Annotated in this window: 21 protein-coding genes; 8 read left to right on the top strand and 13 right to left on the bottom strand. The window is 63.5% G+C overall.

Annotated elements, in window-relative coordinates; translation table 11 throughout:
• Nucleotides 1–168: 168 nt before the first annotated feature.
• Together gcvPB and gcvPA are read right to left on the bottom strand one after the other, a co-directional pair.
• Nucleotides 169–1,626, bottom strand: coding sequence for an aminomethyl-transferring glycine dehydrogenase subunit GcvPB (gene gcvPB / locus EPL01_RS05775; RefSeq protein WP_135824308.1), 1,458 nt, complete (start codon nucleotides 1,624–1,626; stop codon nucleotides 169–171).
• The gene (gcvPA, locus tag EPL01_RS05770) at nucleotides 1,627–2,970 is read right to left on the bottom strand and encodes an aminomethyl-transferring glycine dehydrogenase subunit GcvPA (RefSeq protein ID WP_135824307.1); all 1,344 of its coding nucleotides are present in this window, start codon (nucleotides 2,968–2,970) and stop codon (nucleotides 1,627–1,629) included.
• Nucleotides 2,971–3,150: 180 nt separating this feature from the next.
• On the opposite strand from gcvPA, the gene EPL01_RS05765 reads away from it, so the two are divergent.
• Nucleotides 3,151–5,301 (top strand): hypothetical protein, encoded by a 2,151-nt coding sequence (locus EPL01_RS05765; protein WP_135824306.1) that lies wholly within the window; start codon nucleotides 3,151–3,153, stop codon nucleotides 5,299–5,301.
• A gap of 343 nt (nucleotides 5,302–5,644) precedes the next feature.
• Entirely contained in the window at nucleotides 5,645–6,406 is a 762-nt protein-coding gene (locus EPL01_RS05760) for a DUF7504 family protein (protein WP_135824305.1), read from the top strand.
• Between the two features lie 18 nt (nucleotides 6,407–6,424).
• On the opposite strand, the gene gcvH is transcribed toward EPL01_RS05760, so the two are convergent.
• The 5 genes from gcvH to EPL01_RS05740 form a co-directional block, all read right to left on the bottom strand.
• Complete coding sequence (gene gcvH, locus EPL01_RS05755) at nucleotides 6,425–6,808, bottom strand: glycine cleavage system protein GcvH (protein WP_135824304.1); 384 nt, start codon at nucleotides 6,806–6,808, stop codon at nucleotides 6,425–6,427.
• Nucleotides 6,805–7,902 (bottom strand): glycine cleavage system aminomethyltransferase GcvT, encoded by a 1,098-nt coding sequence (gene gcvT / locus EPL01_RS05750; protein ID WP_135824303.1) that lies wholly within the window; start codon nucleotides 7,900–7,902, stop codon nucleotides 6,805–6,807. The genes gcvH and gcvT overlap by 4 nt, the downstream gene beginning before the upstream one ends.
• 102 nt (nucleotides 7,903–8,004) lie before the next feature.
• Complete coding sequence (locus tag EPL01_RS05745) at nucleotides 8,005–8,184, bottom strand: AbrB/MazE/SpoVT family DNA-binding domain-containing protein (RefSeq protein WP_135824302.1); 180 nt, start codon at nucleotides 8,182–8,184, stop codon at nucleotides 8,005–8,007.
• Between the two features lie 94 nt (nucleotides 8,185–8,278).
• Nucleotides 8,279–8,452 carry a hypothetical protein gene (locus tag EPL01_RS21480; protein ID WP_168215820.1) on the bottom strand — a complete coding sequence of 58 codons (174 nt, stop codon included), beginning with the start codon at nucleotides 8,450–8,452 and terminating at the stop codon, nucleotides 8,279–8,281.
• Nucleotides 8,453–8,580: 128 nt separating this feature from the next.
• Nucleotides 8,581–9,270 (bottom strand): DUF7504 family protein, encoded by a 690-nt coding sequence (locus EPL01_RS05740; RefSeq protein WP_135824301.1) that lies wholly within the window; start codon nucleotides 9,268–9,270, stop codon nucleotides 8,581–8,583.
• 232 nt (nucleotides 9,271–9,502) lie between these two features.
• On the opposite strand from EPL01_RS05740, the gene EPL01_RS22715 reads away from it, so the two are divergent.
• Nucleotides 9,503–9,637, top strand: coding sequence for a DUF7503 family protein (locus EPL01_RS22715; RefSeq protein WP_449272269.1), 135 nt, complete (start codon nucleotides 9,503–9,505; stop codon nucleotides 9,635–9,637).
• Nucleotide 9,638: 1 nt separating this feature from the next.
• Here the strand turns inward: EPL01_RS22715 and EPL01_RS05735 are convergent, their stop codons facing one another.
• Nucleotides 9,639–11,717, bottom strand: coding sequence for a hypothetical protein (locus tag EPL01_RS05735; protein WP_135824300.1), 2,079 nt, complete (start codon nucleotides 11,715–11,717; stop codon nucleotides 9,639–9,641).
• A gap of 261 nt (nucleotides 11,718–11,978) precedes the next feature.
• Between EPL01_RS05735 and EPL01_RS05730 the strand changes: the two genes are divergently transcribed.
• A complete protein-coding gene (locus tag EPL01_RS05730) occupies nucleotides 11,979–12,503 on the top strand; it encodes a hypothetical protein (RefSeq protein ID WP_135824299.1) in 525 nt (174 codons plus the stop codon).
• Here EPL01_RS05730 and EPL01_RS05725 read toward each other — a convergent pair.
• From EPL01_RS05725 to EPL01_RS05710, 4 genes are all read right to left on the bottom strand, one after another.
• Nucleotides 12,479–12,790, bottom strand: coding sequence for a hypothetical protein (locus EPL01_RS05725; protein ID WP_135824298.1), 312 nt, complete (start codon nucleotides 12,788–12,790; stop codon nucleotides 12,479–12,481). The genes EPL01_RS05730 and EPL01_RS05725 overlap by 25 nt on opposite strands.
• 404 nt (nucleotides 12,791–13,194) lie before the next feature.
• Entirely contained in the window at nucleotides 13,195–14,925 is a 1,731-nt protein-coding gene (locus EPL01_RS05720) for a cation:proton antiporter (protein ID WP_135824297.1), read from the bottom strand.
• Nucleotides 14,926–15,028: 103 nt separating this feature from the next.
• On the bottom strand, nucleotides 15,029–16,621 hold the full coding sequence (locus EPL01_RS05715; protein ID WP_135824296.1) for a S8 family peptidase: 1,593 nt from the start codon (nucleotides 16,619–16,621) through the stop codon (nucleotides 15,029–15,031).
• Nucleotides 16,622–16,858: 237 nt separating this feature from the next.
• Nucleotides 16,859–18,448, bottom strand: coding sequence for a S8 family serine peptidase (locus EPL01_RS05710; protein ID WP_135824295.1), 1,590 nt, complete (start codon nucleotides 18,446–18,448; stop codon nucleotides 16,859–16,861).
• Nucleotides 18,449–18,643: 195 nt separating this feature from the next.
• Between EPL01_RS05710 and EPL01_RS05705 the strand changes: the two genes are divergently transcribed.
• Nucleotides 18,644–19,090: an NYN domain-containing protein gene (locus tag EPL01_RS05705; protein ID WP_135824294.1), complete on the top strand. Its 447-nt coding sequence runs from the start codon at nucleotides 18,644–18,646 to the stop codon at nucleotides 19,088–19,090.
• Nucleotides 19,091–19,397: 307 nt separating this feature from the next.
• Here EPL01_RS05705 and EPL01_RS05700 read toward each other — a convergent pair whose 3' ends face one another.
• Nucleotides 19,398–19,868 carry a DUF8009 family protein gene (locus EPL01_RS05700; RefSeq protein WP_135824293.1) on the bottom strand — a complete coding sequence of 157 codons (471 nt, stop codon included), beginning with the start codon at nucleotides 19,866–19,868 and terminating at the stop codon, nucleotides 19,398–19,400.
• Nucleotides 19,869–20,562: 694 nt separating this feature from the next.
• Here EPL01_RS05700 and EPL01_RS05695 point away from each other — a divergent pair.
• The 3 genes from EPL01_RS05695 (at nucleotide 20,563) to EPL01_RS05685 (ending at nucleotide 23,780) form a co-directional block, all read left to right on the top strand.
• Nucleotides 20,563–21,414 (top strand): TatD family hydrolase, encoded by an 852-nt coding sequence (locus EPL01_RS05695; RefSeq protein WP_135824292.1) that lies wholly within the window; start codon nucleotides 20,563–20,565, stop codon nucleotides 21,412–21,414.
• Nucleotides 21,415–21,463: 49 nt separating this feature from the next.
• Complete coding sequence (locus EPL01_RS05690; protein WP_135824291.1) at nucleotides 21,464–22,051, top strand: DUF2150 family protein; 588 nt, start codon at nucleotides 21,464–21,466, stop codon at nucleotides 22,049–22,051.
• A gap of 94 nt (nucleotides 22,052–22,145) precedes the next feature.
• Nucleotides 22,146–23,780 (top strand): hypothetical protein, encoded by a 1,635-nt coding sequence (locus EPL01_RS05685; RefSeq protein WP_135824290.1) that lies wholly within the window; start codon nucleotides 22,146–22,148, stop codon nucleotides 23,778–23,780.
• Nucleotides 23,781–23,800: the final 20 nt, after the last annotated feature.

The raw sequence follows: 23,800 nt of genomic DNA, 5'->3' as shown, positions 1-23,800 counted from the left end.
ATCCAACGCCACCGACAACTACCGAACGCCGACACCTTCCAGATACCGCCGACTACTCACCATCGTCAGCACCCACCATCCCACTACAAACCAACTACACAATCACCAAAAAACGAAAAACAATTCCAAAGCAAATAATTAGTTGTCTAAGAGCGAACGACGCCCCAGTTACTCCTCGCTGTCGAGCGACTGCCACGACAGCCGCAGGTTCCGGGCCGCGCTGGTCTGGTCGATGCGCCGCGCCGTCGTCCGATTCGGCGCGTTCGCCAGCGTCTCGTCGTCCTCGGCCGCCACCGCGTTGAACGCCTCCGCGAGTTGGTCGAGAGTGTCCTTGTTCTCGATTTCGGTGGGTTCGGTCATCAGGGCCTCCGAGACGATTTCGGGCCACTTGGTCGTCGGCGGGTGGACGCCGTAGTCGAGCATGCGCTTTGCCACGTCGGCGGCGTCCTGGTCGCCCGCGCTGGCGACGAACTCGTGGTGGAACGGCTCGAAGGGGACCTCGTAATCGACTTGGCTGGCGAGGTAGTTGGCGTTCAGGACCGCCTTCGCGGAAGCGTCCGTCAGCCCCTCGTCGCCGAGGCGGGCGATGTAGGCGTAGGTCTTCACGAGGACGAGCCAGTTGCCCTCGAAGCCGTGGACCTTGCCGAGCGACGATTCCGGCTCGAAGCGTTCGTACTTCCCGTCGCCGTCCTCGACCTCGCGGACACGGGGCGCGGGCAGGAACTCCGCGAGGTCAGACACGACGCCGACCGGGCCAGCGCCCGGACCGCCGCCGCCGTGGGGCGTGGCGAACGTCTTGTGGACGTTGTAGTGCATGATGTCGAAGCCCATGTCGCCCGGTCGGGCCTGCCCGAGGAGGGCGTTGAGGTTCGCGCCGTCGTAGTAGAGCAGGCCGCCCGCGTCGTGGACGATGTCGGCGATCTCCTCGATGTCGCGCTCGAAGAGACCCAAGGTGTTGGGGTTCGTCAGCATGAACAGCGCGGTGCGGTCGCTCGCGGCGGCTTCGAGGGCTTCCAAGTCCACGCGGCCGTCGTCGCCCGAGGGGAGTTCCACGACCTCGTAGCCCGCGAGCGCCGCGCTGGCGAAGTTGGTGCCGTGGGCGCTGTCGGGGACGATAATCTCGTCGCGCTGGTCGCCCTCGCCGTTGGCCTCGTGGAAGGCCTTGGCGACCAGAATCCCGGTGAACTCGCCCGCCGCGCCGGCCGGCGGCTGGAGGCTCACGGCGTCCATGCCGCCGATTTCCGCGAGGTAGTCCTGAAGGCCGTGCATCAGCGCGAGGCTCCCCTGCAGACTCCGGTCCGAGCGGTCGTGGTGGACCCCCGCGGAGGGGAGCGCGGCCACGTCCTCGGTGAACTTGGGGTTGTACTTCATCGTACAGCTACCGAGGGGGTACGGCCCGGAATCGACGCCGTAGTTCATCTGGGAGAGCCGGGTGTAGTGTCGAGCGAGTTCCGGCTCCGAGAGTTCGGGGAGTTCGACGCTGTCGCGGGTCAGCTCGTCGGGGAGCGGCGACTCGACTTCGACCTCCTCGCTGTTCTTCTCCGAGAGGAGGGGTTCGTACTGCCCGTCTGCGTCTTCGCCCTCCATCGTCTTGCCGTCGGTCCAGCGTGCTTGGTCGTACTTCATTCAGGCCACCTCCTCGAAGGCCGCGACGAGGTCGTCGGCGGCGTGTTCGTTGGCGTCGGTGATGCAGACCTGTACCTCGTGGTCGCCGACCGCGTGGACCGCGAACCCTTCGGCTTCGAGGTCCTCGGCCACGGCCTTGGCTGGCTGGTCGGTGTGAGCGACGAACTCGCGGAAGTGGTGGCGGTCGTGGACCGGCGCTTTGAGGCCGCTGATGCCGTCCAACCGCTCGGCGAGGTCGTCGGCGAGGCGCACGCAGTCGTTGGCCAAATCGACCAGTCCCTCTGGACCGAGGTAGGCCGCGTGGATGGCGGTCCGGAGCGCGACCCACGCCTGATTCGTGCAGATGTTGCTCGTGGCGCGCTCCCGGCGGATGTGCTGCTCGCGGGTCTGGAGCGTCAGGGTGTAGGTCCGGTTGTCGGCGGCGTCCTCGCTCGCGCCGACGAGGCGACCGGGGACTTGGCGCACGAAGTCCTCGCGCGTGGCGAAGAGACCTAGTCCCATCCCGTAGGCGGTCGGCAGGCCGAGCGCGGCGGCGTCGCCGACCACGACGTCCGCGCCGACCGACTCGGGTTCCTGCAGAATCGAGAGCGCGACGGGGTCCGAGCCGAGGCAGAACAGCGCGCCGTGGTCGTCCGCGAGGTCGCCGATGGCTTCCACGTTCTCCTCGACGGTCCCGCGCGTGGTCGGGTTCTCGGCGTACACCATCACGGCCTCGTCGTCGATGGCCTCGGCGAGCGCGTCGGTATCGACGTTGCCGTCGTCGGTGGCGAACGTCTCGACCGAGAGGCCCGCCCCGTCAGTATAATTCTCCAGCACGTCCCGGCGCTGGTCGAGGAGGTAGTCGGGCACCAGCACGCGGTCGCCGTCGGTGGACCGGACGCGGGCCGCGAGCAGGGCCGCCTCGGCCAGCGCAGTCGCGTGGTCGTACATCGAGGCGTTGACGATGCCCAGTCCGGTCAGCTCCACGAGCATCGACTGGTACTCGAACAGCGCCTGTAGGAACCCCTGCGTAATCTCGGGCTGGTACTGGGTGTAGGAGGTCAGGAACTCCGACCGCAGCGAGAGGTGGTCCACCAGCGATGGCACGTAGTGCTCGTAGTGACCTCGGCCCAGAAACTCGGTCAAGTCGTCGTTGCGCGAGAGCAGGCCCCGGACGTGGCGCTCGGCCTCGCGCTCGGTCCGCTCGTCGATGTCGAACTCCCCGTCGAAGACGACCGACTCCGGGATGTCGAACAGTTCAGTTACGTCGTCCGCGCCGATGGCCGACAGCATCGCCTCGGTCTCCTCGGCGGTGTGGGGCGCGTAGGGACTTCCGCGCTCCCCTGACTCGTGTCGTCCGCTCATGTAGTCGGGGCTAGGGAGTGTACCGTTTTAATTGGGAGGTATTCGGTTGCGTTCTCCGGTTACCTACTTTTACGACTCGGAGCCGAGGAGTCATCCGTCCGAGGGTTTTTAACGGCTGCCTGCGACCACCGTCGTACAGTCGAGGGGTTCTAATCCATGTCTCTTCATCCGAGGTTCGAGGTGCCGTCCGACGAGACCGGTCTCGACATCATCGACCCGGTCGAAACTCGCCACTTCTCGCTCCGCACGGACGAACCGGCAGACCCGACGCCTTCCGATACTGAGCCGTTTGCCTTTCCAGTCGAGACGGCCTGCCGGATTTCGGTCGGCGAGATTCGTCTTCCGTATCTTCTCCCGGTAGACGTTCGGACGCCCGATGGCGACCCGTTGCGGTCGGTCGATAGTCCCTCCACACACGAACTCGCAGACGACGACTACCTGCTGGAACTCCACTCACCTATCAAAGTGTATCTGCGCGTCTCGGGTCGCGTCCGCATCGAGGCGACAACTGAGGAGGTCGTCTTCGAGTTTAGCGACGACGCCGCTATCGAAATCGGCGCGCGGTCGTACCACAGCGCGCCGGGGGAGACTATTACGGTTCCGGACGACCCCGAAGCGATGATGAAAGCCGTCTCGATGTTCCCGTCGGCGCTCAAGACTCTCTCGCCAGAGCGTGCGTGGCCGACGTTGCGCGGACACCCGCCGCGCATCGAACGCGGAGACGAACTCGACGTTCCTTCGGACATCGACGTGCCCGAGACGGGAATTCGGATAACAGTACCGTCTGAGTACTGGGCGGTCTATACCGTGGCTCCGCTGGCGTACTATCTCGGCGCAGAGGTCGTTCCCGGCGACGGCGCTCACGTCACCGCCGACAGCGGGGCCGCGCACTATCTCGGTGACGAACCGGCCGAAATCGCCGACGCGACAGAAACCCTGCTCAAGCGCGTCTTCTTCCTCGACTGCGTGGTCAGGACCGAGGGTCTGTACCCCGACGAACTCCACGAGCGGAACGTCCTCGAATCCCGCGCGGACGTAGACTTGGACTTCGCGGGCCTCTACGAGGCCTCGCCCGCCGAGCGACTCGCCACCTATCTCTCGGTGCCCGACGAGGCAATCGAGGCCATCTCCTCGCCGTGGCATCGCGTCACGCACACCGAGCGGAACCCCGGCCCCGAAGTGGGCGAACTCCTGCCGTACCTCGTCAACGACCTGTCGCTGGTGCGGCCGAAAGTCGAGCGCGACGAGTCGGCGGAGCAGTCCGAAATCAACGAGGAGCTAGACGACGCGCTCGGGTCGTTTCTCCGGCGGCCGAGTGCCAGCGAGCAGGTCGCCGCAGGCGAGGATTTCGTCCGGTCGGTAGACGCTCCGAATCTGCGTCGAGACGGCGAGTCGGGAGGCTCTGCCTCGGGCGTTCCGGACTTGGACGAGTACGTGACGCTTCCGGAGGTTGACGCCCTCGAACAGGCGTGGGTCGGCGAGGGCACGCCGACTCGCGGGACGAAACTTATCGAGGCGGCGTTCACCAACGAGACGCCCGAGCCATCCGACGGGACCATCGACATCGCGGTGGTCTGCAACGACGACCGGATGCGCGAGGAGTGGGAGTCGGTCGGAGAAATCTACGGTAGCCGCGACGACGTACCGGCCAGCGTGACCTCCAAAGTCGGCGTCTCGACCGGAGAGTTACGAGAGTTGTTCGCCGAGGACCACGACGTGTTTCACTTTATCGGCCACATCGACGGGCAGGGTTTCGAGTGTCCGGACGGTGTTCTGGACGCCGGAACTGTCGAGGAAGTCAACGCGACGACTGTGCTTCTGAATGGCTGTCGGTCGCATCATCAAGGCATCGAGTTAGTGAAGGCGGGAGCGAGCGCCGCCATCGTGAGCCTCGCGGACTTGTTCAACTCCGGCGCGGTCGAGGTTGGCGAGACGTTAGCTCGGTTGCTTCACTACGGATTCGGTATCGGGGCCGCGATGAAAATTATCCGTGAATACACTTCGATTGGTGACAGATACGTGGTTGTCGGAAATCCTAGTGTTGTTGTGGCGCAATGTGAAAGTGGAATGCCAACGCTATGCCATGTCAAGAGTATTGATAGGGATGCACAGAAAATTAGTGTGATTCCCTATGCGTACCCTGCTCAAGGATACGGGCTTGGGACGAATTTTAAACCTGCTTTTCTAAATGACGAAAAGTATTACGTCGCTGTTGGCAAATATACTAGTGTTGTAACTACATTTTCCAATCTCAATGAACAAATATCTAGCTATCAATATCCATTAATCTCTCACCAAGCATTAGTTTGGAGTGGTGGGTACCTTGAGTAAGTGAATTATGGCCCCGGCTTTGCGCAACAAATGGTAGTCCCAATGTCGCTATAATTTAAAGCTAGTGTGAATATCCAAGCAATTTCTAGGACAAGGGCTGTCACACGAGACCAAACCGTAGTGTCAAACTGTGCCATCCTGTTCGATGTTATTGAACGTAGCACCTTCCAACTTTCTACTATAGTCCAACTTCCTGCAGTGCTCAAATAACCTCGGAGTTCGCCTTTGTGGCTGAGATTTCAGCCAGATGTTCGCTTACGAGAAAGAACCGTTATTATATCTACTGATACTCAGAGGGAAATTTTATACCTTTCCTCTGAAAATGACAGTCATACCAACACCTATGTCGTCCCCAACTCCCCGCGATTTCGAGCGCGGGTCCGACGAATCGCCCCCCGACGACGACCTACAGAGCTTTCTCAGTCTTCTGAACGAGTTGAAGTCCACCGGCTGTAATCTGCTCGTCGTCGGCGACGCCCCGCGGGAACTGTTCACCCAGACGAGTTCGCGGATGCTCGGGGACGACGACGCGGTTCGCTATCGAACGCTGGCGGTTACGGACGCCACCCCCGAGAGCATCGCCGAGCGACTTCCCGACCCAAGCGAGTCCCCGCGACCGGTCGGCGAGACGACCCACGTTCTCAATCACGCCGGGGCGCTCCGGTCGGTCACGGCCGCGGCGGACCCGACCACTCCGGTCGATCTCGCGGGCGTCAAGGAGACTCGTATCGCCGACCCGCAGTTGGCCGGGCTTCAGGCCGCGCTAATCGAGGCTATCGAGGAGTTCGCAAATCGAGCCGACTCGCTCCACCCGGCCGACCTTCGGGTAGGAATCGACTCGCTAGAGCCGCTTCTCGACCACTACGGCGAGGACGTCGTTCGGCGGTGTCTCCGCATCGTCGGGAGCTACGTCCGCGACTACGACGCTATGGCACACTATATTCTGCCGAAACCGTACGATAGCGACTTGGTACAGCGGTTTGCCGACGATATGGACGCTATCGTAGAAATTCAGTTGGACGACTCGGCCGACAACGACCGAGTCGGCAAGCAACGATGGCACGTCCCGAGTCGAGACCTGACCATCGGCTGGGCGTCGATTTGACTCGACGCGCTGTTCTGACTATTCTATCTGTTCTCGGTACTCCTCGGCACTCAGCAACTCGTCGAGCCCGCTGTCGTCGGCAAGCTCGACTTCCATCATCCAGCCCTCGCCGAAGGGGTCTTCGTTGACGAGTTCCGGCTGGTCCTCCAGCGCGTCGTTGACCGCGGTGACGGTGCCGTTGACCGGCGAGTAGAGGTCCGAGACGGCCTTGATGGACTCGACGACGCCGAACTCGTCGCCCGCGGAGAGTTCGTCGCCCTCGCTCGGGAGTTCGACGAACACCACGTCGCCGAGTTCGTCCTGCGCGAAGTCGGAGATGCCGACTCTGGCGGTGTCGTCCGCGTCGTCTACCCACTCGTGCGATTCGAGATACTTTCGGTCGTCGGGAACTTCGAAGCTCATTGGTCGTCGTTGAGGAATGGCGTGCTCGCAATCTTAGCTTTTTTCGACTGGCCGCGGACCACGACACGGACGACCGTGCCGGGGTCCGAGGAGTCGGTCGGTACGTAGCCGAGCGCGATGGGTTCGCCGAGGGTCGGACTCATCGTCCCGCTGGTGACCTCGCCGATGACGTGGTCGTCGGTGTCGGTCACGTCGTAGCCGTGGCGCGGGACGCCGCGGTCCACGAGTTTGATGCCGACGAACTCTTCTTCGACGCCCTCTTCTTTGGCCTGCTCCAGCGCGTCGCGGCCGACGAACTCGGTGTCGAGTTTCACCGTCCACCCGACGCCCGCCTCGTAGGGGTTTCGGGGGTTGTCCTCGGCGTCGAAGTCCTGCCCGGAGAGCAGGAAGCCCTGTTCCATCCGGAGGGTGTCGCGCGCGCCGAGGCCGCAGGGCTGGCAGTCGAAGCAGTCCCAGACGGCCTCCGCGTCGTCGGTCGGGACGATGATTTCGAATCCGTCCTCGCCGGTGTAGCCGGTTCGGGCGGTCCAGCAGTCAGCGCCAGCGAACTCGGCGTACTCGCCCTCGAACTTCGAGATGTCGAGGACCGAGTCGTCGGTCGCCGAGTTCACGAGGTCCGGCGCGTCCGGCCCCTGAATCGCGTACATGCAGTACTCGTCGGTGGCGTTGTGGACCGTCGCATCGAGGTCCCACTCGTCGCGGTGGTCGGTCCAGCGCTGGTGCATCTGCTCGTCGTGGCCCGCGTTGGGTACGAAGAGGAACTCGGCGTCGTGGTCGGCCGGAAGCCGGTAGACCACGGTGTCGTCCAGAACCGTCCCCTCCTCGTCGGGTATCATCGAGTAGTGGGAATCGCCGTGACCGAGTTCGCTCACGTCGTTGGTGGTGAGCCGCTGCATCAGTTCGTCGGCGTCCGGTCCGGACACCTCGATTTGGCCCATGTGGGACACGTCGAAGATGCCCGCCTCCTCGCGGACCGCGCGGTGTTCGACCTTGATGGAGTCGAACTCGACGGGCATGTCCCACCCACCGAACTCGGTAAACGTCGCTCCCTCGGCGGCGTGAACGTCGCGCAGTGGCGGCTTCCGAAGGGTCATACTGAAAGGGTTGTACGCCCGGTACGTAATGCTTTGTCTTCCGGGCGCTCGACAATTACTCGATTACTAGTGAACTACTGGAACTCGAACCGGGTCGCTCTCTCAGGCCGGTTCGATGACGATTTGGCCGTCTCGAAGCTTGTAGACGAGGCGGTCGCCCTCCTCTACGTCGAGACCGTCGTCGGCGAACTCCTCGCGGACGGCCTTGATGAGACTGATTCGCCATCGCTGGGTGACTGTCGTCGTGCCGAGTATTTTCTCATCGGAATCTTCTTCGCTCATCTACGCCCGTCTTCGGTATCGGTGTTGTTATGGACTCTTAGCTATTTCGACTATATTCCCAAAAGAGGTGGAATAGCTAACGTTTCTTCGATGATTACGCCAATTCGATGACGATTTTTCCATCCACCATCTTGTAGACGAGGAGGTCGCCCTCCTCGACTTCCGCGCCGTCGGACGCGAGTTCCGCTCGGACTGCCTCGAGGAGGCTGATGCGCCAGCGGTCTGAAATTTTGGTCGTGCCGAGTATCTCTTCTGTGTCGTCGCTCATCAAGTATACCCTGTTATCCGACTCTTTTATGGACTGTTAGCTATCCAGACGATAATGACTATACTTGGGCGGTTACTGACGGGAAACCCGAGACGTTCGTGAAGTGACCGAGAGCGACGGGCAGACAGTCAGAGTTCCATCCACGGCGTCGTGGCATCGATTTCGGGCGCGTACCACCGCTGTTCGGGGTTTCGCCGAGGTCGCTTGCGGAGTTCGACCCGAGCGTCGAACAGGTGCATGAGGTCCTCGACGACGTCGGCGTCGGCGGGCACGCGGAGGTGGTAGTGGGCCATGCCGTGAACGTCCCGGACTGTCGCGCCGAGGGTCCGCAGGACGCGCTTGGTCGCCGAGCGGTCGCGCTCGACCAGCGGGAACAGCGAATCGACGCCGACGCGGAGTTCCGCGGGGGCCAGACCGTCGGCTTGCTCGTCGTAGAAACTGATGGCGGTCTGTATCTCCTCGCGGAGCTGTCGGGCGTCGTCGGTCTCCAAGGGGTCCAACTCGTCGGTGACGCCCGTCGCAGTCGCGGGGACCGACCGCTCGCCACGGCGCTGGTCGATGACCCACGTCGTCGGGTCCGCAGAGGAGGTCTCGTCGGGGAGTCGGGCCTCGGCGCTGGTAATCGACTGGTCGGTCAGCCCGAGGACTCGAAACCGGCGCTCCTCGCGTCCGAAGAAGGACCGAGAAGCGCGCGCAGAGACCGCGTCGGGGACCTCGCCCGTGATGAGGATGTTGCTCCCAACCTGCTTGAGGTTGGCGAGCCACTTCGAGAAGCGGGGGTTGGTCCCGCCGCCGCGAAACCGTAGCTCTGCGGTCATACGCTTATTTCGTCACACGTGCCTAAGATAAAATTTCCGGAATTTCCGGCGCTCGGGAAGACGAATTTCGGCGCAGCTTCGAGTGTGGGACTGTCAGACAGACTTTTACCATTTTCGCTCTAACTTCCACTTAGTATTTACTTCAATTGAAATCATCGGCTTTTTCTCATATATTTCATGGTTAGAATACTTTAGAAAATTATAATTTCTGACAGGTGGTGTGTCGGAATGCATGACACAGAGCGAAACCCTCGAACGACTCGCACGGCACCCCCGAATGATTGGCTTCCTGTTCACGATGAGTCTGGTTTTGGCGCAGGCTGGAAATGCGGCGGCGAATCACTCAGGTATGAACCCTGGTCCTTGAATTACTCAAAATCAGCAACCGAGATTTCGTTACTCCAACGAAGTTCACCGTTGACTTCGACAGGTTCTAGTTCCTCATCAAGAATTGACTCAAGTTCTTCCTTATCCAGTTGAAATGGTCCGACTTTACCGGAAGCAAGATGGTGAGTCGTGCTATCGGCGATAAAGTGGGTTAAGGTACCGATACGATGTGAGGAATTAAGGTATACTGTGTACTCTACCAGAGGGCCATTTTCACGCTGATTAACGTGAAACTTCACAGGGGCACCACTATCATTCTCACACAGCGTCAAACCACCATCCCCCACAGTAACGTACTCGATAGCAACCACGACTTCCTCCTTCGCAACATTCAGCGCCGAGCGCAACGAGAAACCGGAATTCAACAGTCTCGCCAGCGCCCGGCCGATTTTCGTCGCCGAGGAGTGAACCACCTCGGCGAGGGTGACCACGCCGCCGCGGCTCCCCTTCTCGACCAGCGTCGCGCCCTGCTCGTAGGACCGGCAGGCGTTCAGCAGGAAGGCCTCGACGCCCACCGAATCGAGCGACTCGGCGTCGAGGTAGCCGTCGGCGCACCGGAATCCCGCCTCGTCCACGTGGCCGATGTAGTGCAGGAAGTCGGCTGGCGCTTCGAGGAGGCTTGCGAGTTCCGCTGCGGTGGTCTCCTCGTGAATCGTCACGTCGTAGTTCACGAAATCGCGCAGGCCGTAGAACTCGCTGACCGCGTTCTCCTCGGCCATCCGCGGGTCGTTGCAGACGACGTGGACCTCGATGGCCGACTCGTCCGGCGGAGTGCGCTCGGCCTCGCGGTGGAGCGCGTCGATGGTGACCTTGTTGGCGTTGATGGGATAGCCCTCGCCGACCCACGCGTGTTCGACGGTCTCGGCGGGGTCGACCTGAAACATCTCGTCGTCGCCCCAGTCGGCGTCGGCGCTGGCGCTCCGGGTGAAATCGCCCGCGGCGACCGCGGCCCGGGTGAACTCCTCGACACTCTCCATCGCGGGTTCGACCGCGCTGGCCTCGGGATTCTCGGGCGTCCGCAGCAGCGAGAGTTCGTCGGCGAAGTAGGGAAGCGCCGCCACGTTCTCGGCCACCGGCACGATGTCGGTCGTCAGATGCCAGTCCAGCAGGTGGGGTTCGAGGACCTCGAAGGGGACCGAGAGATATTCCGGCAACTGCTCGACCAGCGGCCGGTCGTAGAGGCCCGCGAAATCGAGGTCTACCTCGGGTTCGACTTGCTCGCGCTCGTGGAGTTCGACCGGGTAGTAGCCCTCGGTCCGGGTCAGGCAGTCGAGGAAGAACACCTGCTTGAGGACCCGATTCACCGTGGCCTCGTAGCCACCCGAACCGGCCAGCGAGTACTCGAAGTCGCCCGCCACGAGTCGCGGGTCTGTCCCCGGAACGACCTCCGCGCCGAGGTAGTACGAAAGCGAGGCGGCCGGGTAGACGTGTTCCCGGTCGGGCGGGAGGACGAGTTCGACGTTCGTGTCGGCCTTTTCGATGTCGTCCAGCACGTCGAACGCCTCGCCGCGCTCGATGCGGGGCGGATGGCCCCGAAGGGTCGGAAACGACCGCTCGCAGGTGGTCGTCTTGAGCGCGGACCCGAAGTACGACATCGCCGCCATGAGGTCCTCGACGTCGTCGGTCACGGTAATCGTGCCGACCGGGCGCTCGTGGAAGGACCGCGCGCCGACCCGGACGCGGCGGTTCTGGCCGAACTTGACCGTCACCGACGTCTCGCCGGGGTGGACCTCCATCGGGCCGTCGACTGTGAGGTAGAGTTTCATCGGCGTACTCTGGAGTTCCACGAGGTAGGTTCCGCTCCCGAACGTCTGGATTTCGCTCGCGGTGGCGTCGGCGAGCATCTCGCCGTCGTGTCGCCGGACCACGGTCGAGACGAGTTTCGGGACCTCGACCGCCGTCGCGTCGAATCTCACCGCGTGAGTCACCGGAAAGTGGAAGTGGTCGGTCGAGGCCGATTCGAGTTCGACTGGTTCGGGCGTGTACAACTCGAACCGAGCGTTCTCGATCGGGTCGAAGATACCGACCCCTGTCCGGTCGTCGGGAACGTCGAACTCCATTCACTCCGAATCGTGTCGCCCGTGTTTATAGTTCTGTCTACACGAGACCCCCAGACGGCGAGCGCGGCCTCGTCGTCGGCCCTCCGACTGTTTCCGTCGAAGGTTGGGGGTCAAAGGCCGAGGAGTGCTGACCGTTTCTGGCGAGAGTCGAGAGGCTCCGCCGCTCTTGTCGAGGCGCGATTGCTTTTCTCCGGTCGGACGCATCGGTATGTTTATACGACAGCAGCTATTTCAGCAAAATAGTCACGAATGACTAAGAGGATGAATCAAATCCGTGCGCGGCTGGACCAAACCGGCGCTCGGACTGCGCTGGTTCGCGGAGCGAGCGCGCCACCCCGGCCGCCCGACACCGTGACCGTCGCGCCGGGGGTCGCCCGCTCGGTGGGCCTCGACGGCGGAAGCCCGCCGCTGTACGTGACCGCCGAGGCCCCGAGCGGCCGGACCGTCCGCGAGTACGACGGCGACGCGGGCGCGGCCGCCGACTGCGCGGCGGAGCTAACCGCCGAGCGCGACCCGCGAGCCGTGTGGCTCTGCGAGCGCGCCCAAATTCGGTCGTGGTGGAGCGAGCGCATTGCCGAGTTCCTAGAGCGACGACTTGCCGACGCCGCACGCGGAGCGGACGCACGGCTGGTCGTCTGGACCGGTGAGAGCGGCGGAGTCGGCGAAAGCGGCGGAATCGGCGAAAGCGGCGGAGTCGGCGAAAGCGGTGGAAGTACTGAAAGCAACGACAGTACCGAAAGCGACGCGGCGGTCGGAGACCGCTACGACGTCGTCCTCGACCGATAGCGCGCCAGCAGGTCCTCGGCCGAGACGCCGACGTCGGTGCTGTCGCAGGCGGGACACTGAACCGCGAGCGAGAGGCCGCCAGCGTCGGCGGCCTCGCCGTCGATTCGGTCCGAGCGACAGTCCCCGAGCGATTCCGACCGCGCGCGGTCGGAATCGCTCGGGCCGGAATCGCCCCGGTCGGCGTCGGCCCGATTCGAGTCGAGCGCGTCGGCGTCGGGGACCGCGAGCGCGAATTGGACGAGCAGTACGAACGTACCGGTGTGACCGCAGTTGTAGCAGTTCGTCATGGTATCGGACCGGCAGGTGCGTTCCGCGCGCCGGTCGGGACGAGTTGGTTCGGTATCGTATTTGAACCTTGGCAGGAGAGCGCGAGAAAGGGGAAATGAAATTGATTGTTAAAGAAATAATTTGGTATGTTTAGAAAATATATGGTGGTCTTTGTCATCCGGCCTCGAACACAGAAAGACAGGAGAGCTAGTTTCAGGCTTGAGCCGAGGCGTCACCGCAACCGCCGCCGCACCGCCCCGCACCTCGTCCTCCCCAGCCTCCTCCCTCGTCCGCTACGCTCCCTCGGTCGTCCCTCGCACGCCGATGGCGCGACACGGAGGTCGCGCCAGCGCGCGCCGACTCGAAATCCAATCGAAGCGCACGCCGGAGCAGAACGTCACCGGAGAACGACCGATTCGACACCTCAGTCGTCGCTCGGCTTCCCCGACTCGAAGGGCAGTTCGAGGCCGTACTCTTGGGCCTGCGAGCGCCAGAACTCCTCGTAGCCCTCCTGATCCGGGCGGTCGGTGACCGTGCTGTCGCCCGACTGGACCCGGTCGATTTTGAGGTCGATTTCCTCGATGAGGCGGTGGCCCACGTCGTCGCTGACGGTGCCGTTTCGCATCGCGTCCATCAGGGCGCTCTTCTCCTGCTTGAGGACCCGGCGCTCGCCCACGAGGAGTTCCTCGCGGCGGAGTTCGGGGTTGTTCTCCAGCAGTTGGGCGATGGCCTCGTTGAGGTCCTCCTTCTCGCGCTCGTACTCCCCGCGGAAGTCCTCGTAGACGCTGGCGGAGAGTTCGCCCGCCTCGTGGAGTCGATCGGCCGATTCGAGCGCGGCGTCCACCGCGCGAGCGCGGCCCACGAGGAGTTCGTACAGCTCCTCGGCGTCCGAGCGCGTCACGATGTCGAGCGCGCCCATCACGTTGCCCATCGTCAGGCCCTGCACGACGAGGCTGAACGCCGCGACCCCGAACACCATCGCGCGAAGCTCCTCGAGGTGCGGGAAGTTCGGCGGCAGGCCAAGCACCAGCGCGATGGGAATCGAGCCGTGAAGCCCGCCCCAGACCATGATGTGCTGGTAGTCGAAGGGAACCGGTCGGTTCACGAACCGGTTGACGATGTTGGCGATGGGGTAGACCACCGCCGCGCGCGCCAGCACGACTAGCGGGATGGCCAGCAGGATGAGTCGGCCGTGGGTCAGCACCTGATGGATGGGCGTCTTCGCGCCGATGAGCAGGAAGATGAGGGTGTTGACGAGGAAGGCCGCCGTGTCCCACGTGTTGAACACCGAAATCTTGGTCTGGGCGCTCATCGCGTGTTCCGCGCCCCGATTGCCGATGAGCAGGCCCGCGGTCACCGTGGCGATGACGCCGCTGAAGTAGAAGTCACCGATTGCGTCGCTCAGGGTGTGTTCGGCCAGCAGGAAGCTCCCGTAGGCCAGCACGAGCGTCAGCACGATTTCGGTCATGTGTTCGTCGAGGCGGTACATGACCTGATACACCGCGAGTCCCGCGACCAGTCCGACGACCGCGCCGCCCGCGCTGGCGACCACGATATCGGCGGAGGCCGCCGCGATGGTCTCGAGGGTGACGAGTTCCGCGAGGTCGGTCCCGGCCTCGGTGGACTCGATGACGAGCGCGAACAGCGTCGAGAAGATGACGACGCCCACGCCGTCGTTGACGAGGCTCTCGCCCTCGACCAACACCGACAGGCGCTCGGGCGCACCCAACTCCTCGAACAGCGCCAGCACCGACACCGGGTCGGTCGGCAGAATCATCGCCGCGAACAGCAGCGAGACGAGTAACGGGAAGCCGAAGGCGTAGTGGCCCGCGACCCCCAGTAAGAAAATCGCGGTTATCAGCCCCACGACTGCGAGAACCAGTATGTGCGAGAGGTTCGTCCGGAAGTGTTCGAGGTCGGTCGTGGCCGCGCCCTCGAACAGCAACGGCGGCAGGAACACCAGCAGGATGAGGTCGTGAGAGAGTTCGATATCGATGGTGATTCCGAGAATCGATACCGCGAGTCCGGCGAGCAGGAGTGCAATCGTGTAGGGAAATCGGCCGATTTTGGCGACGAAGACGCCGACGCCTGCCGCGATGATGAACACCGATAACAGGTCGATTAGTTCGGCGGCGATTCCAGTCTCGGCGACCATACACAGAATAGGCGGGCGCGGCCATTAAACGTCCGTGGCCCTCAGCAGGTGACTTCTGCTATTCGCGCGAAAGAAAGATAGCAATCAGACCGAAGCGGTCGGATTACTGGTACTCGGTGATGGTGAGGTCGTAGCTGCCCGAGCCGCTGTAGGAGTCGACGTCGATCTGCATCGCGGTCGAGTCGTCGGGGTTGTCGATGGTGATCTTCTCCTGACTGTTCGTGGAGTACGATGCGTAGTCGTAGTCGCTCGGGGTCGCGTTGGCCGTGGTGCCCGTGTTGATGTAGAGGTCGAAGTCCGCGTCCGTGGGACCCGACAGTTCCACGACGACCTGACTCGGCGAACTGTACTCCCAGTTCCACTCCCAGTCGTCGTAGTCGTAGGAACTGGACAGCGAGTCGCTGACCGTCGTGGAGGTCGAATCGCCGCCGTCGCCGCCGTCGCCGCCGTCGCCGCCGTCGCCACCGTCGCCGGGCGTGGTGGTGACTGCGTTGTAGGCGTTGACCTGACCTGCGCCCTGCTTGTCCGAGGAGAGGCCGATGTCCTTCGCCGTGTTCTTCAGGTGGCTCCGGAGTTCGGAGTTAGTGAGGTCGTGCTGGGCGAGGGTGAGACCGGCGACACCGGAGGTGACGGGGGTCGCCATCGAGGTACCCGAGAGCTTCTCGTAGGAGCCGCGGGTCTCGGTCGTGGTCGAGAGCACGTCCACGCCGGGTGCGGCGAGGTCGACGCTGGAACCGTACTGTGAGAACGAGGCGAGGTTCTCGTTGGAGTCGACCGCAGAAATCGCCATACACTCGTCGTAGGCGGCGGGGTAGGAGACGGAGCTGGAGCCGTCGTTACCGGCCGCACAGATGGGGAGCGCGCCGTTGTTGACCGCGTAGCTGACGGCGTTCTTCATCGTGTCGGTGTAGCCACCGCCACCGAGGGACATGTTGATGATGTCCGCGCCTTGGTCGGCTGCCCACTCGACGGCGTCGGCGATGTCGGACGTGGAACCGGAGCCGTTCTCGTCGAGTGCGCGGCCGTTGATGAGCGAGGAGTTACCCTGACCTGCGACACCCGTGCCGTTGTCCACGACGGCCGCGGCACAGCCCGAGACGTGAGTGCCGTGGTACTCGTCCTGGGGCACGTCCGGATAGGGGTCGCTGTCGTTGTCAACGAAGTCGTAGCCGGGGTTGGACTTGTAGTTGCCTTCGAGGTCCGGGTGGTCGTACTGCGCGCCGGTGTCCACGACGGCGATGGTGACGCTGGAGTCACCGAGCGTGGTGTCCCACGCGTCGTCGGACTGGACCTGCTGGGGTGCGTACTGGTCGCCGAACTGCGGGTCGTTCGGCGTCAGCTGGGTCTGGTGAGTCTTGTTCTTCTCGGCGTACTTGATGCCGTCCTTCGAGGTGACGGCGTCGATGAAGTTCGCCTTGGCCTTCTCGCTGGCCGAGCTGGGGAACTTCACGGCGGCGTAGCGGAGGTTGTCGTTCGTGTGAACGACTTCCGCGTTGCCGGGCACGTGCTGGGCGACCTTCTGCTCCACGTCGCCCTGACCGGCGGAGACGCCGACGAGGATTTCGTCCTTCTTCGGACCGGGTTCGCGGCCGGGCGTCGCTGCTGCGACGCCACTAGTCGCGGCGGCCGCGCCAGCCGCACCGGTTGCTTTCAGAAATGTTCGACGGTCGAAATGTTGCATGTCTTTGTCTGCCATGCGGTACGATATACATTAGACTCTGCCTATTAATATTTTACTTAGAAATAGTAACTAAAAAGCGCTATTTTGTAGATAAAATATTGGCTTATGTCTGGATTTAATTCTGACATATAGATAATTGCTCGAACGAGAATAGATACGATAACTTGACGCAACGGGCGATATTCGGACAACGCAGTCGCTGGGCGTTCGAGCGCGAAAGAAAAATGGGAGCAACCAGACCGAAGCGGTCGGTTACTGGTACTCGGTGATGGTGAGGTCGTAGCTGCCCGAGCCGCTGTAGGAGTCGACGTCGATCTGCATCGGCGTCGAGTCGTCGGGGTTGTCGATGGTGATGGACTCCTGACTGTTGGTGGAGTAGGAGCCGTAGTCGTAGTCGCTCGGGGTCGCGTTCTCGGTGGTGCCCGTGTTGATGTAGAGGTCGAAGTCCGCGTCCGAGGGGCCGTCGAGGACGACCTCGACCTTGCTCGGCGAGCTGTATTCCCAGTTCCACTCGTAGTCGTCGTAGTCGTAGGAACTGGACAGCGTGCCGCTGACCGTGTCGGAGGTCGAGTCGCCGTCGCCGCCGTCACCGCCATCGCCGCCGTCGCCGCCGTCCGAGGGGTCGGTGGTGACAGCGTTGTAGGCGTTGACCTGACCGGCACCCTGCTCGTCCGAGGAGAGACCGATGTCCTTCGCTGTGTTCTTGAGGTGGCTCCGGAGCTCCGAGGCGGTGAGGCTCCACTTGGCGAGGGTCAGCCCGGCGACGCCGGACGTGACGGGGGTCGCCATCGAGGTACCCGAGAGCTTCTCGTAGGAGCCGCGGGTCTCGGTCGTGGTCGAGAGGATGTCCACACCGGGGGCACACAGCTCGACCTTGTCACCGTACTGCGAGAAGGAAGCGAGGTTCTCGGAGTCGTTGACGGCGGAAACGGCCACGCATTCGCTGTAGGCGGCGGGGTAGGAGACGGAGCCGGAGCCGTCGTTTCCGGCCGCACAGATGGGGAGCGAACCGTTGTCGAGCGCGTAGCTGACGGCGTTCTTCATCGTGTCGGTGTAGCCACCGCCACCGAGGGACATGTTGATGATGTCCGCGCCCTGGTCGGCGGCCCACTCGACGGCGTCGGCGATGTCGGAGGTCGAACCCGAGCCGTTCTCGTCGAGTGCGCGACCGTTGATGAGCGAGGAGTTACCCTGACCGGCGACGCCCGTGCCGTTGTCCACGACGGCCGCGGCACAGCCGGAAACGTGAGTGCCGTGGTACTCGTCCTGGGGCACGTCCGGATAGGGGTCGCTGTCGTTGTCAACGAAGTCGTAGCCGGGGTTGGACTTGTAGTTGCCCTCGAGGTCGGGGTGGTCGTACTGCGCGCCGGTGTCCACGACGGCGATGGTGACGCTGGAGTCACCGAGCGTGGTGTCCCAGGCGTCGTCGGACTGGACCTGCTGGGGCGCGTACTGGTCGCCGAACTGCGGGTCGTTCGGGGTCAATTGGGTCTGGTGGGTCTTGTTGACCTCAGCGTACTTGATGCCGTCCTTCGAGGTGACGGCGTCGATGAAGTTCTGCTGGGCGTTGTCGGCGGCCTGACTCGGGAACTTGACCGCGACGTAGCGCAGGTTCTCGTTCTTGTGGACGATCTCGGCGTCGCCGGGGACGTACTGGGCGACCTTCTGCTCGATGTCGCCCTGACCCGCGGAGACGCCGACGAGGACCTCGTCCTCCTTGGGGCCGGGTTCCCGGCCGGGGGTTGCTGCACTCACACCACTGACGGCGGCGGCCGCGCCGGCCGCACCGGTGGCTTTGAGGAAAGTACGACGATCGAATCGCTGTGTGCTGTCGTCTGACATGCGACATTCTGCACGAGGCACCCCTATTATTTAAATCTTAATCATATCGTGCAATAAAGTGAGTTTCGAGTTAGTTGATTAATTAGAAATCCTGTTAGAAAATCGTTGAAAAGAACAACACGAATATGAATTAAAATTGGTAATAGTCGGGGCAGGACCGGCACCGCTAAACCGGGACGCCCGCTACCGCAGGGTATGCAACCGCTACGCTCGCTCCTCGGGGGCGAGGAGACGACCGTCGCGCTGTTCGTCGACGGGCCGAACGTCCTCCGAGACGAGTTCGACGTGGACTTGGACGACGTGCGCGAGGCCGCCGAGGAACTCGGGCAACTCGTGACGACGAGACTCTATCTGGACGAACACGCCACGCCGGGCCTGATTCAGGCCGCCGAGGCCCGGGGCTTCGAGGTCACGGTGACCTCCGGCGACGTGGACGTGAAGATGGCGGTCGATGCGACCGAGTTCGCGCTGACCGAGGGCCTCGACGTGCTGGCAATCGCCTCGCGCGACACCGACTTCAAGCCCGTGCTGGAGAAGGCGGCCCACAACGGGGTCCGCACCGTCGCCATCGCGCCCGGCGAGTACGGCCGGTCCGACGCCCTCCGGAACGCGGCCCACGAGGCGTACGTCGTGGAAGAGTGAGCGACTCGAATCGCAGGAGAATCGCGCTTCATGAGACTCTCTGTCCGGCGCGTGCTGGCGCGGCGGTTTATCGCCGCGCCGAACCGCGCGAGGGATGAGTAGCGCAGGAGTGAAGCGACGAGCAACGCAATCGGTTGGGGAGGGTGTGGCCCGCGGTTGCGGTGGCGGTGCGGGAGACGCCTCGGCTTCGGCGATAGCTAGCTTCTTTCGACTTTACCCATTCCCGCTCCCGTCACCTTCGTCCGTATCACCGACTTCCGCTCCTCTCCCAGAAACCCGTACCGGCGACCAGACCACAATTCCGCAATCACTCCTCGGACGATTTCCCGAGCGTCTTGACCTCGACCCGATAAGTCTCGCTCTCGCCCAACCGAAACTCGACCGACCCCGAAATCGCGTCCGCGACGGCCTCGCGCCACGCCTCGACCGCCTCGACGTGGCGCTCGCGGTGGCGCTCGACCGTGAACTCCTCGTCCGGGTCCTCCCGAAGGGCGTCCTCCGTCTCGTCGGGCGAGGGGTACTCGGGAATCGACTCCTCGGAGACGAACCGCCGAGGAGGAACCAGCAACGCCCCGGTCTCGGCGTCGAGGTCCGACTGCGGGTCCGTGCCCGCCACGGCGGGACCGGGGTCGTGAAGTCGCGCCCGCATCCGACCGGAGAACGGCGGCGTCACCCGAAGGACGAGGAGGCGAGGACTCCGCTGGCGGGCCTCGTAGGCCGACACCACGTCGGCGGCGGTGACGGCGAGCGACCGGATTCGCCGCGGGTCGTCTGCCATGCTCGTGTCTTGGGTTCTGCGCGGTCTTGAATTTCCCGCTAGGTGTGAGGAGAGTGCTCAGATGAGCAGTTTCCCCCGTAATCTCGAAAGCCCTCGCGCACTCAACCGCAGGAATTGATGGGACAGCAACGTCCTCGAAAGCTCTCGCGCTCGGCACCGCAGGAGCAAACTGGACAGCAACGTCCTCGAAATCCCTCGCGCGGTTCGCGGTCGCTCAGCGACATATCTGGGCCTCTCGGCACCGGAAGACAAACCGCGTCTTCCGAGCCGTCATCGTCCGAAAATCGGGGATTTTCGTGATCACGAAAGGCTTCGCCTTTCGAACGACCTCACTTCGTTCGGTGAGACACCGCCCGGCGCAGATGGGGGTCGCTGAGACGACCACGCCTTTCGGGCGCGAACCCCGCTCGCCCTTTCAGTCCGCCGAGGGCGTGGACTGTGGCACCGAGCGAAGCGGGGTAGTTGGCGGCGCTCTCCCGAGCGTCCCGTTCGTATATTTCTTTGCGCTTGCACGGCCACGCGAGCGCGTGGGCGTGTTGGAGAAATATATACAAATTTTAAAGATAGAATTATATTTTCTAAACAAAGAATAACAATTCTCTGCGTCAATCCTCCCGACCACAGTAGCGACACCGACCCTGCCGAGTCGAGCCGAATCGCCGAGGTTTTTCCTCGCTCGGGCGTAGCCACGACCATGAGCGAAGACCTCGGCACGCCGGTACTCGACAACCACATGCATCTGGACCCCGACCACGGCCGGGGCATCGAGGCCGTGAAGGACTTCGCGCGGAGCGGCGGCACCCACCTCCTCGTCGTCAACAAGCCCTCGTGGTTGCTGGGCGTCGAGCCCGAGACCGGCGAGGAGTTCCGCCCGGTCTTCGAGACCACCATCGACGTGGTGGAGCGCGCCAGCGAGGAGCTACCCGGTCGGGCGTGGCCCGTCCTCGGGGTCCACCCCGGACTCGTCTCGAAGTTGGTGGACGACCGGGGCTACACCGCGGCGGAGGCCCGCGACCTGATGCAGGCCGGACTCGACCTCGCGGCGGAGTACGTCGCCGACGGGAAAGCCGTCGCGCTCAAGACCGGGCGACCGCACTACGACACCACCGACGCGGTCTGGGAGGCCTCGAACGAGGTCCTCCGGCACGGACTCGCCCTCGGCGCGCAACGGGACTGCGCGGTCCAACTTCACACCGAGGCCAGCGAGGACCTGACCGACATCGCGGGGTGGGCCGAGGAGGCCGGACTCGACCCAGCGAGAGTCGTCAAGCACTACGCGGGCGGGAAGTTGGCGGGGCCGACCCCGAGCGTGATGAGCGAGAAGGACCGCCTCGAAATCGCGGTCGAGCGCGGCGACCCCTTCCTGATGGAGACCGACTTCGTGGACGACCCCGACCGGCCCGGCGCGGTCATGGGACCCAAGACGGTCCCCCGGCGCGTCCGCTGGATGCAGGAGCAGGGATACGACGAAGGCGTCCGAAACGCCCACGTAGAAACGCCGAAACGGGTGTACGACCTTAACACGGAAGAAACATTCGACCGGTAGCGCGGCCAAAGGAGAAAGGCATATGAAGCGCGCAACACTCGGAAAAGACATGAGCGCGCCTCCGGAAGAATTCTACTCCGACGAACGCTGGCAGAACTGGCTCGACCGAATCCGAGAGGAGGACATCGACCCGGAAGACGAGGACTCGGCCCGTCTCCTCCTCAATCTCCAAGACGACGTGGCGATTGCGGTCGCCAAAATCGTCACCGCCTACGACGACGGTGACGTGGACGAGGAGGAGGCGCTGGACGAACTCAACGACATCCGAGAGGTCGTCCTCGACGAAGTGGACTTCGAGAACGACGAGAAAGCGATGCTCATCGACGGCGTCCAGACGAGTCTGGTCTGCGTCTTCTACGCCGCCGAGCAGTACGTCGCCGACGGCCCGGCCGACGAGGCCGCCGTCGAGGAGTACGTCGTCGAGGCTGGCCGCGCGGAGGAGGCCGAAGACCTCGACTCGGCGCTCGGACTGGTCGCGGCCGCCGGGACGCGCATCATCGACGGCGAGGAACTCGACATGTCCGTGACCGAGGACCTCGAATACGGTCTGGTCACCGAGTGGGTCAACGGCCTCGACAGCCTCCAGAGCGCGATGAGCGACCCCGAAGTGGTCGAAGAAGAAGACGAAGAGGCCTGAGCGTCTGTCGCCGGTCGAAAGACCGACTTTTTCCGACTCTATTCCGACTGCGCAGGCGCTACGTTTAACTACTATCCCTGAAAGAAAGCGAGTAGTGCGACTCCGAACCGACGAGCGCGGGGTGACGGTCCAAATCGGGACGGTGCTGCTGTTCGCGGTTCTCATCGTCCTGGTCTCGACGTATCAGGCGTCGGTCGTCCCCCAGCAGAACGAGCAGGTGGAGTTCAACCACAACCAGCAGGTCCAGAGCCAGATGCAGGACCTGCGGGACGAACTCCTCCGGACCGCCGAGACGGGAAGCGGCGGGTCGTCCTCGATTGCGCTCGGCACCCGATACCCGGTTCGGGCCTTCTTCGTCAACCCCTCGCCGCCCTCGGGGTCGCTTCGGACCTCCTCGTCCGCCCCGGTTCGCCTCGAAAACGCGAAGGCCAGCGGCGAGACCGGCGATTACTGGGACGGAAACCCTCGGACCTTCCAGAGCCGAGGGCTGACCTACGACCCCAACTACAACGTCTACCAGAACCCGCCGACGACCGTCTACCGGAACGGCGTCCTCTACAACCGGTTCGACGGCGCGACCCGAGTCGTGGCAGGTCAGCGACTCGTCCGCGGAAACACCGTCTCGCTGGTCGCGCTGACCGGCGACCTCTCGAAGGCGAGCAGTGGAACCGCGAGCGTGAACCTCCGGCCGGTCAGTCCGGCCGCTCGGACCGTGACGGTCGAGAACGAGGAGAGCGAGGACCTGTCGCTGGTCGTCCCGACGAAACTGAGCGTGAGCGAATGGGAGGACCTCCTCGACAGCGAACTCGACCCCGACGGGGACAACCCCGACAAGCACGTCGCCGCGGTCGAAGACGCCGGAACCGACCGCGTCCGCGTCGTGCTGGAACCCGGCGTCTACCAACTGAAGATGGCGAAAGTCGGCGTCGGAACCGACGTGTCGGGGGTCGGCCCCCACTACGTCACCGACGTTCGCGGCGACGACGCCAGCGTGGCAGAGGGTACCAGCCAGAAACTCGTCGTGGAGGTCCGCGACCGGTACAACAACCCGGTCACGGGAGCGAAGGTGAACCTCTCTATCGACGCCACCGAACCGAACGAACCGGACGACGCGCTGGTCTATCAGGGCGAATCGAAGCGGTCCTTCGAAGACCTCAAGACCGACTCGGAGGGGCAGGTCACGGTCCAGTTCGAGGCGGGCGAGTTCGACGGGAACACCCGCGAGGAGCAGGTGAACGTGAGCATCGCGGACGTGCCGAACGCCGAGTTCGACGCCGAGGCCAAGGAGAACCTGACGTTCGACTTGCAGGTCTACAGCGTCGGTGGTCCGGGTGACGGCGGTGGCGGAGACGGCCCCGGTGATGGCGGCGGAGACGGCGGCGCTTCACCGACGGTCCAGTCGTTCGACGTGACCGACCGGAGCGACCCGTGCGACCGGAACCCCGGCGGTCAGTGTCGCGGTCAGAGCGACACGGCCGAGTTCGACGTATCGTGGGACGTGACCGACGACGACCTCGAGTCCGTGAACGTCTACGTCAACAAGTCCGGTTCGACGGTCGAGACGTACTCGGGGGCCACGGGGTCCGAGACGTATCGGGAACAGGGCGCGTACGGCGACGACTACACTGTCACGCTGATTGCGCGCGACGGCGAAGGCAACCGAGCATGCGAGCGAATCGCCGACACCGCGAACGGCGACGATAGCGACCAGAGCCGGTCGTCCTGCTGACTGTCTTCGACGCACGTCGA

The sequence above is a fragment of the Halorussus ruber genome (assembly GCF_004765785.1).
GTDB classification, from domain to species: Archaea; Halobacteriota; Halobacteria; order Halobacteriales; family Haladaptataceae; genus Halorussus; species Halorussus ruber.
Note: the sequence above shows the minus strand (reverse complement) of the source record. Positions and strands in the feature narration are given on the sequence as shown.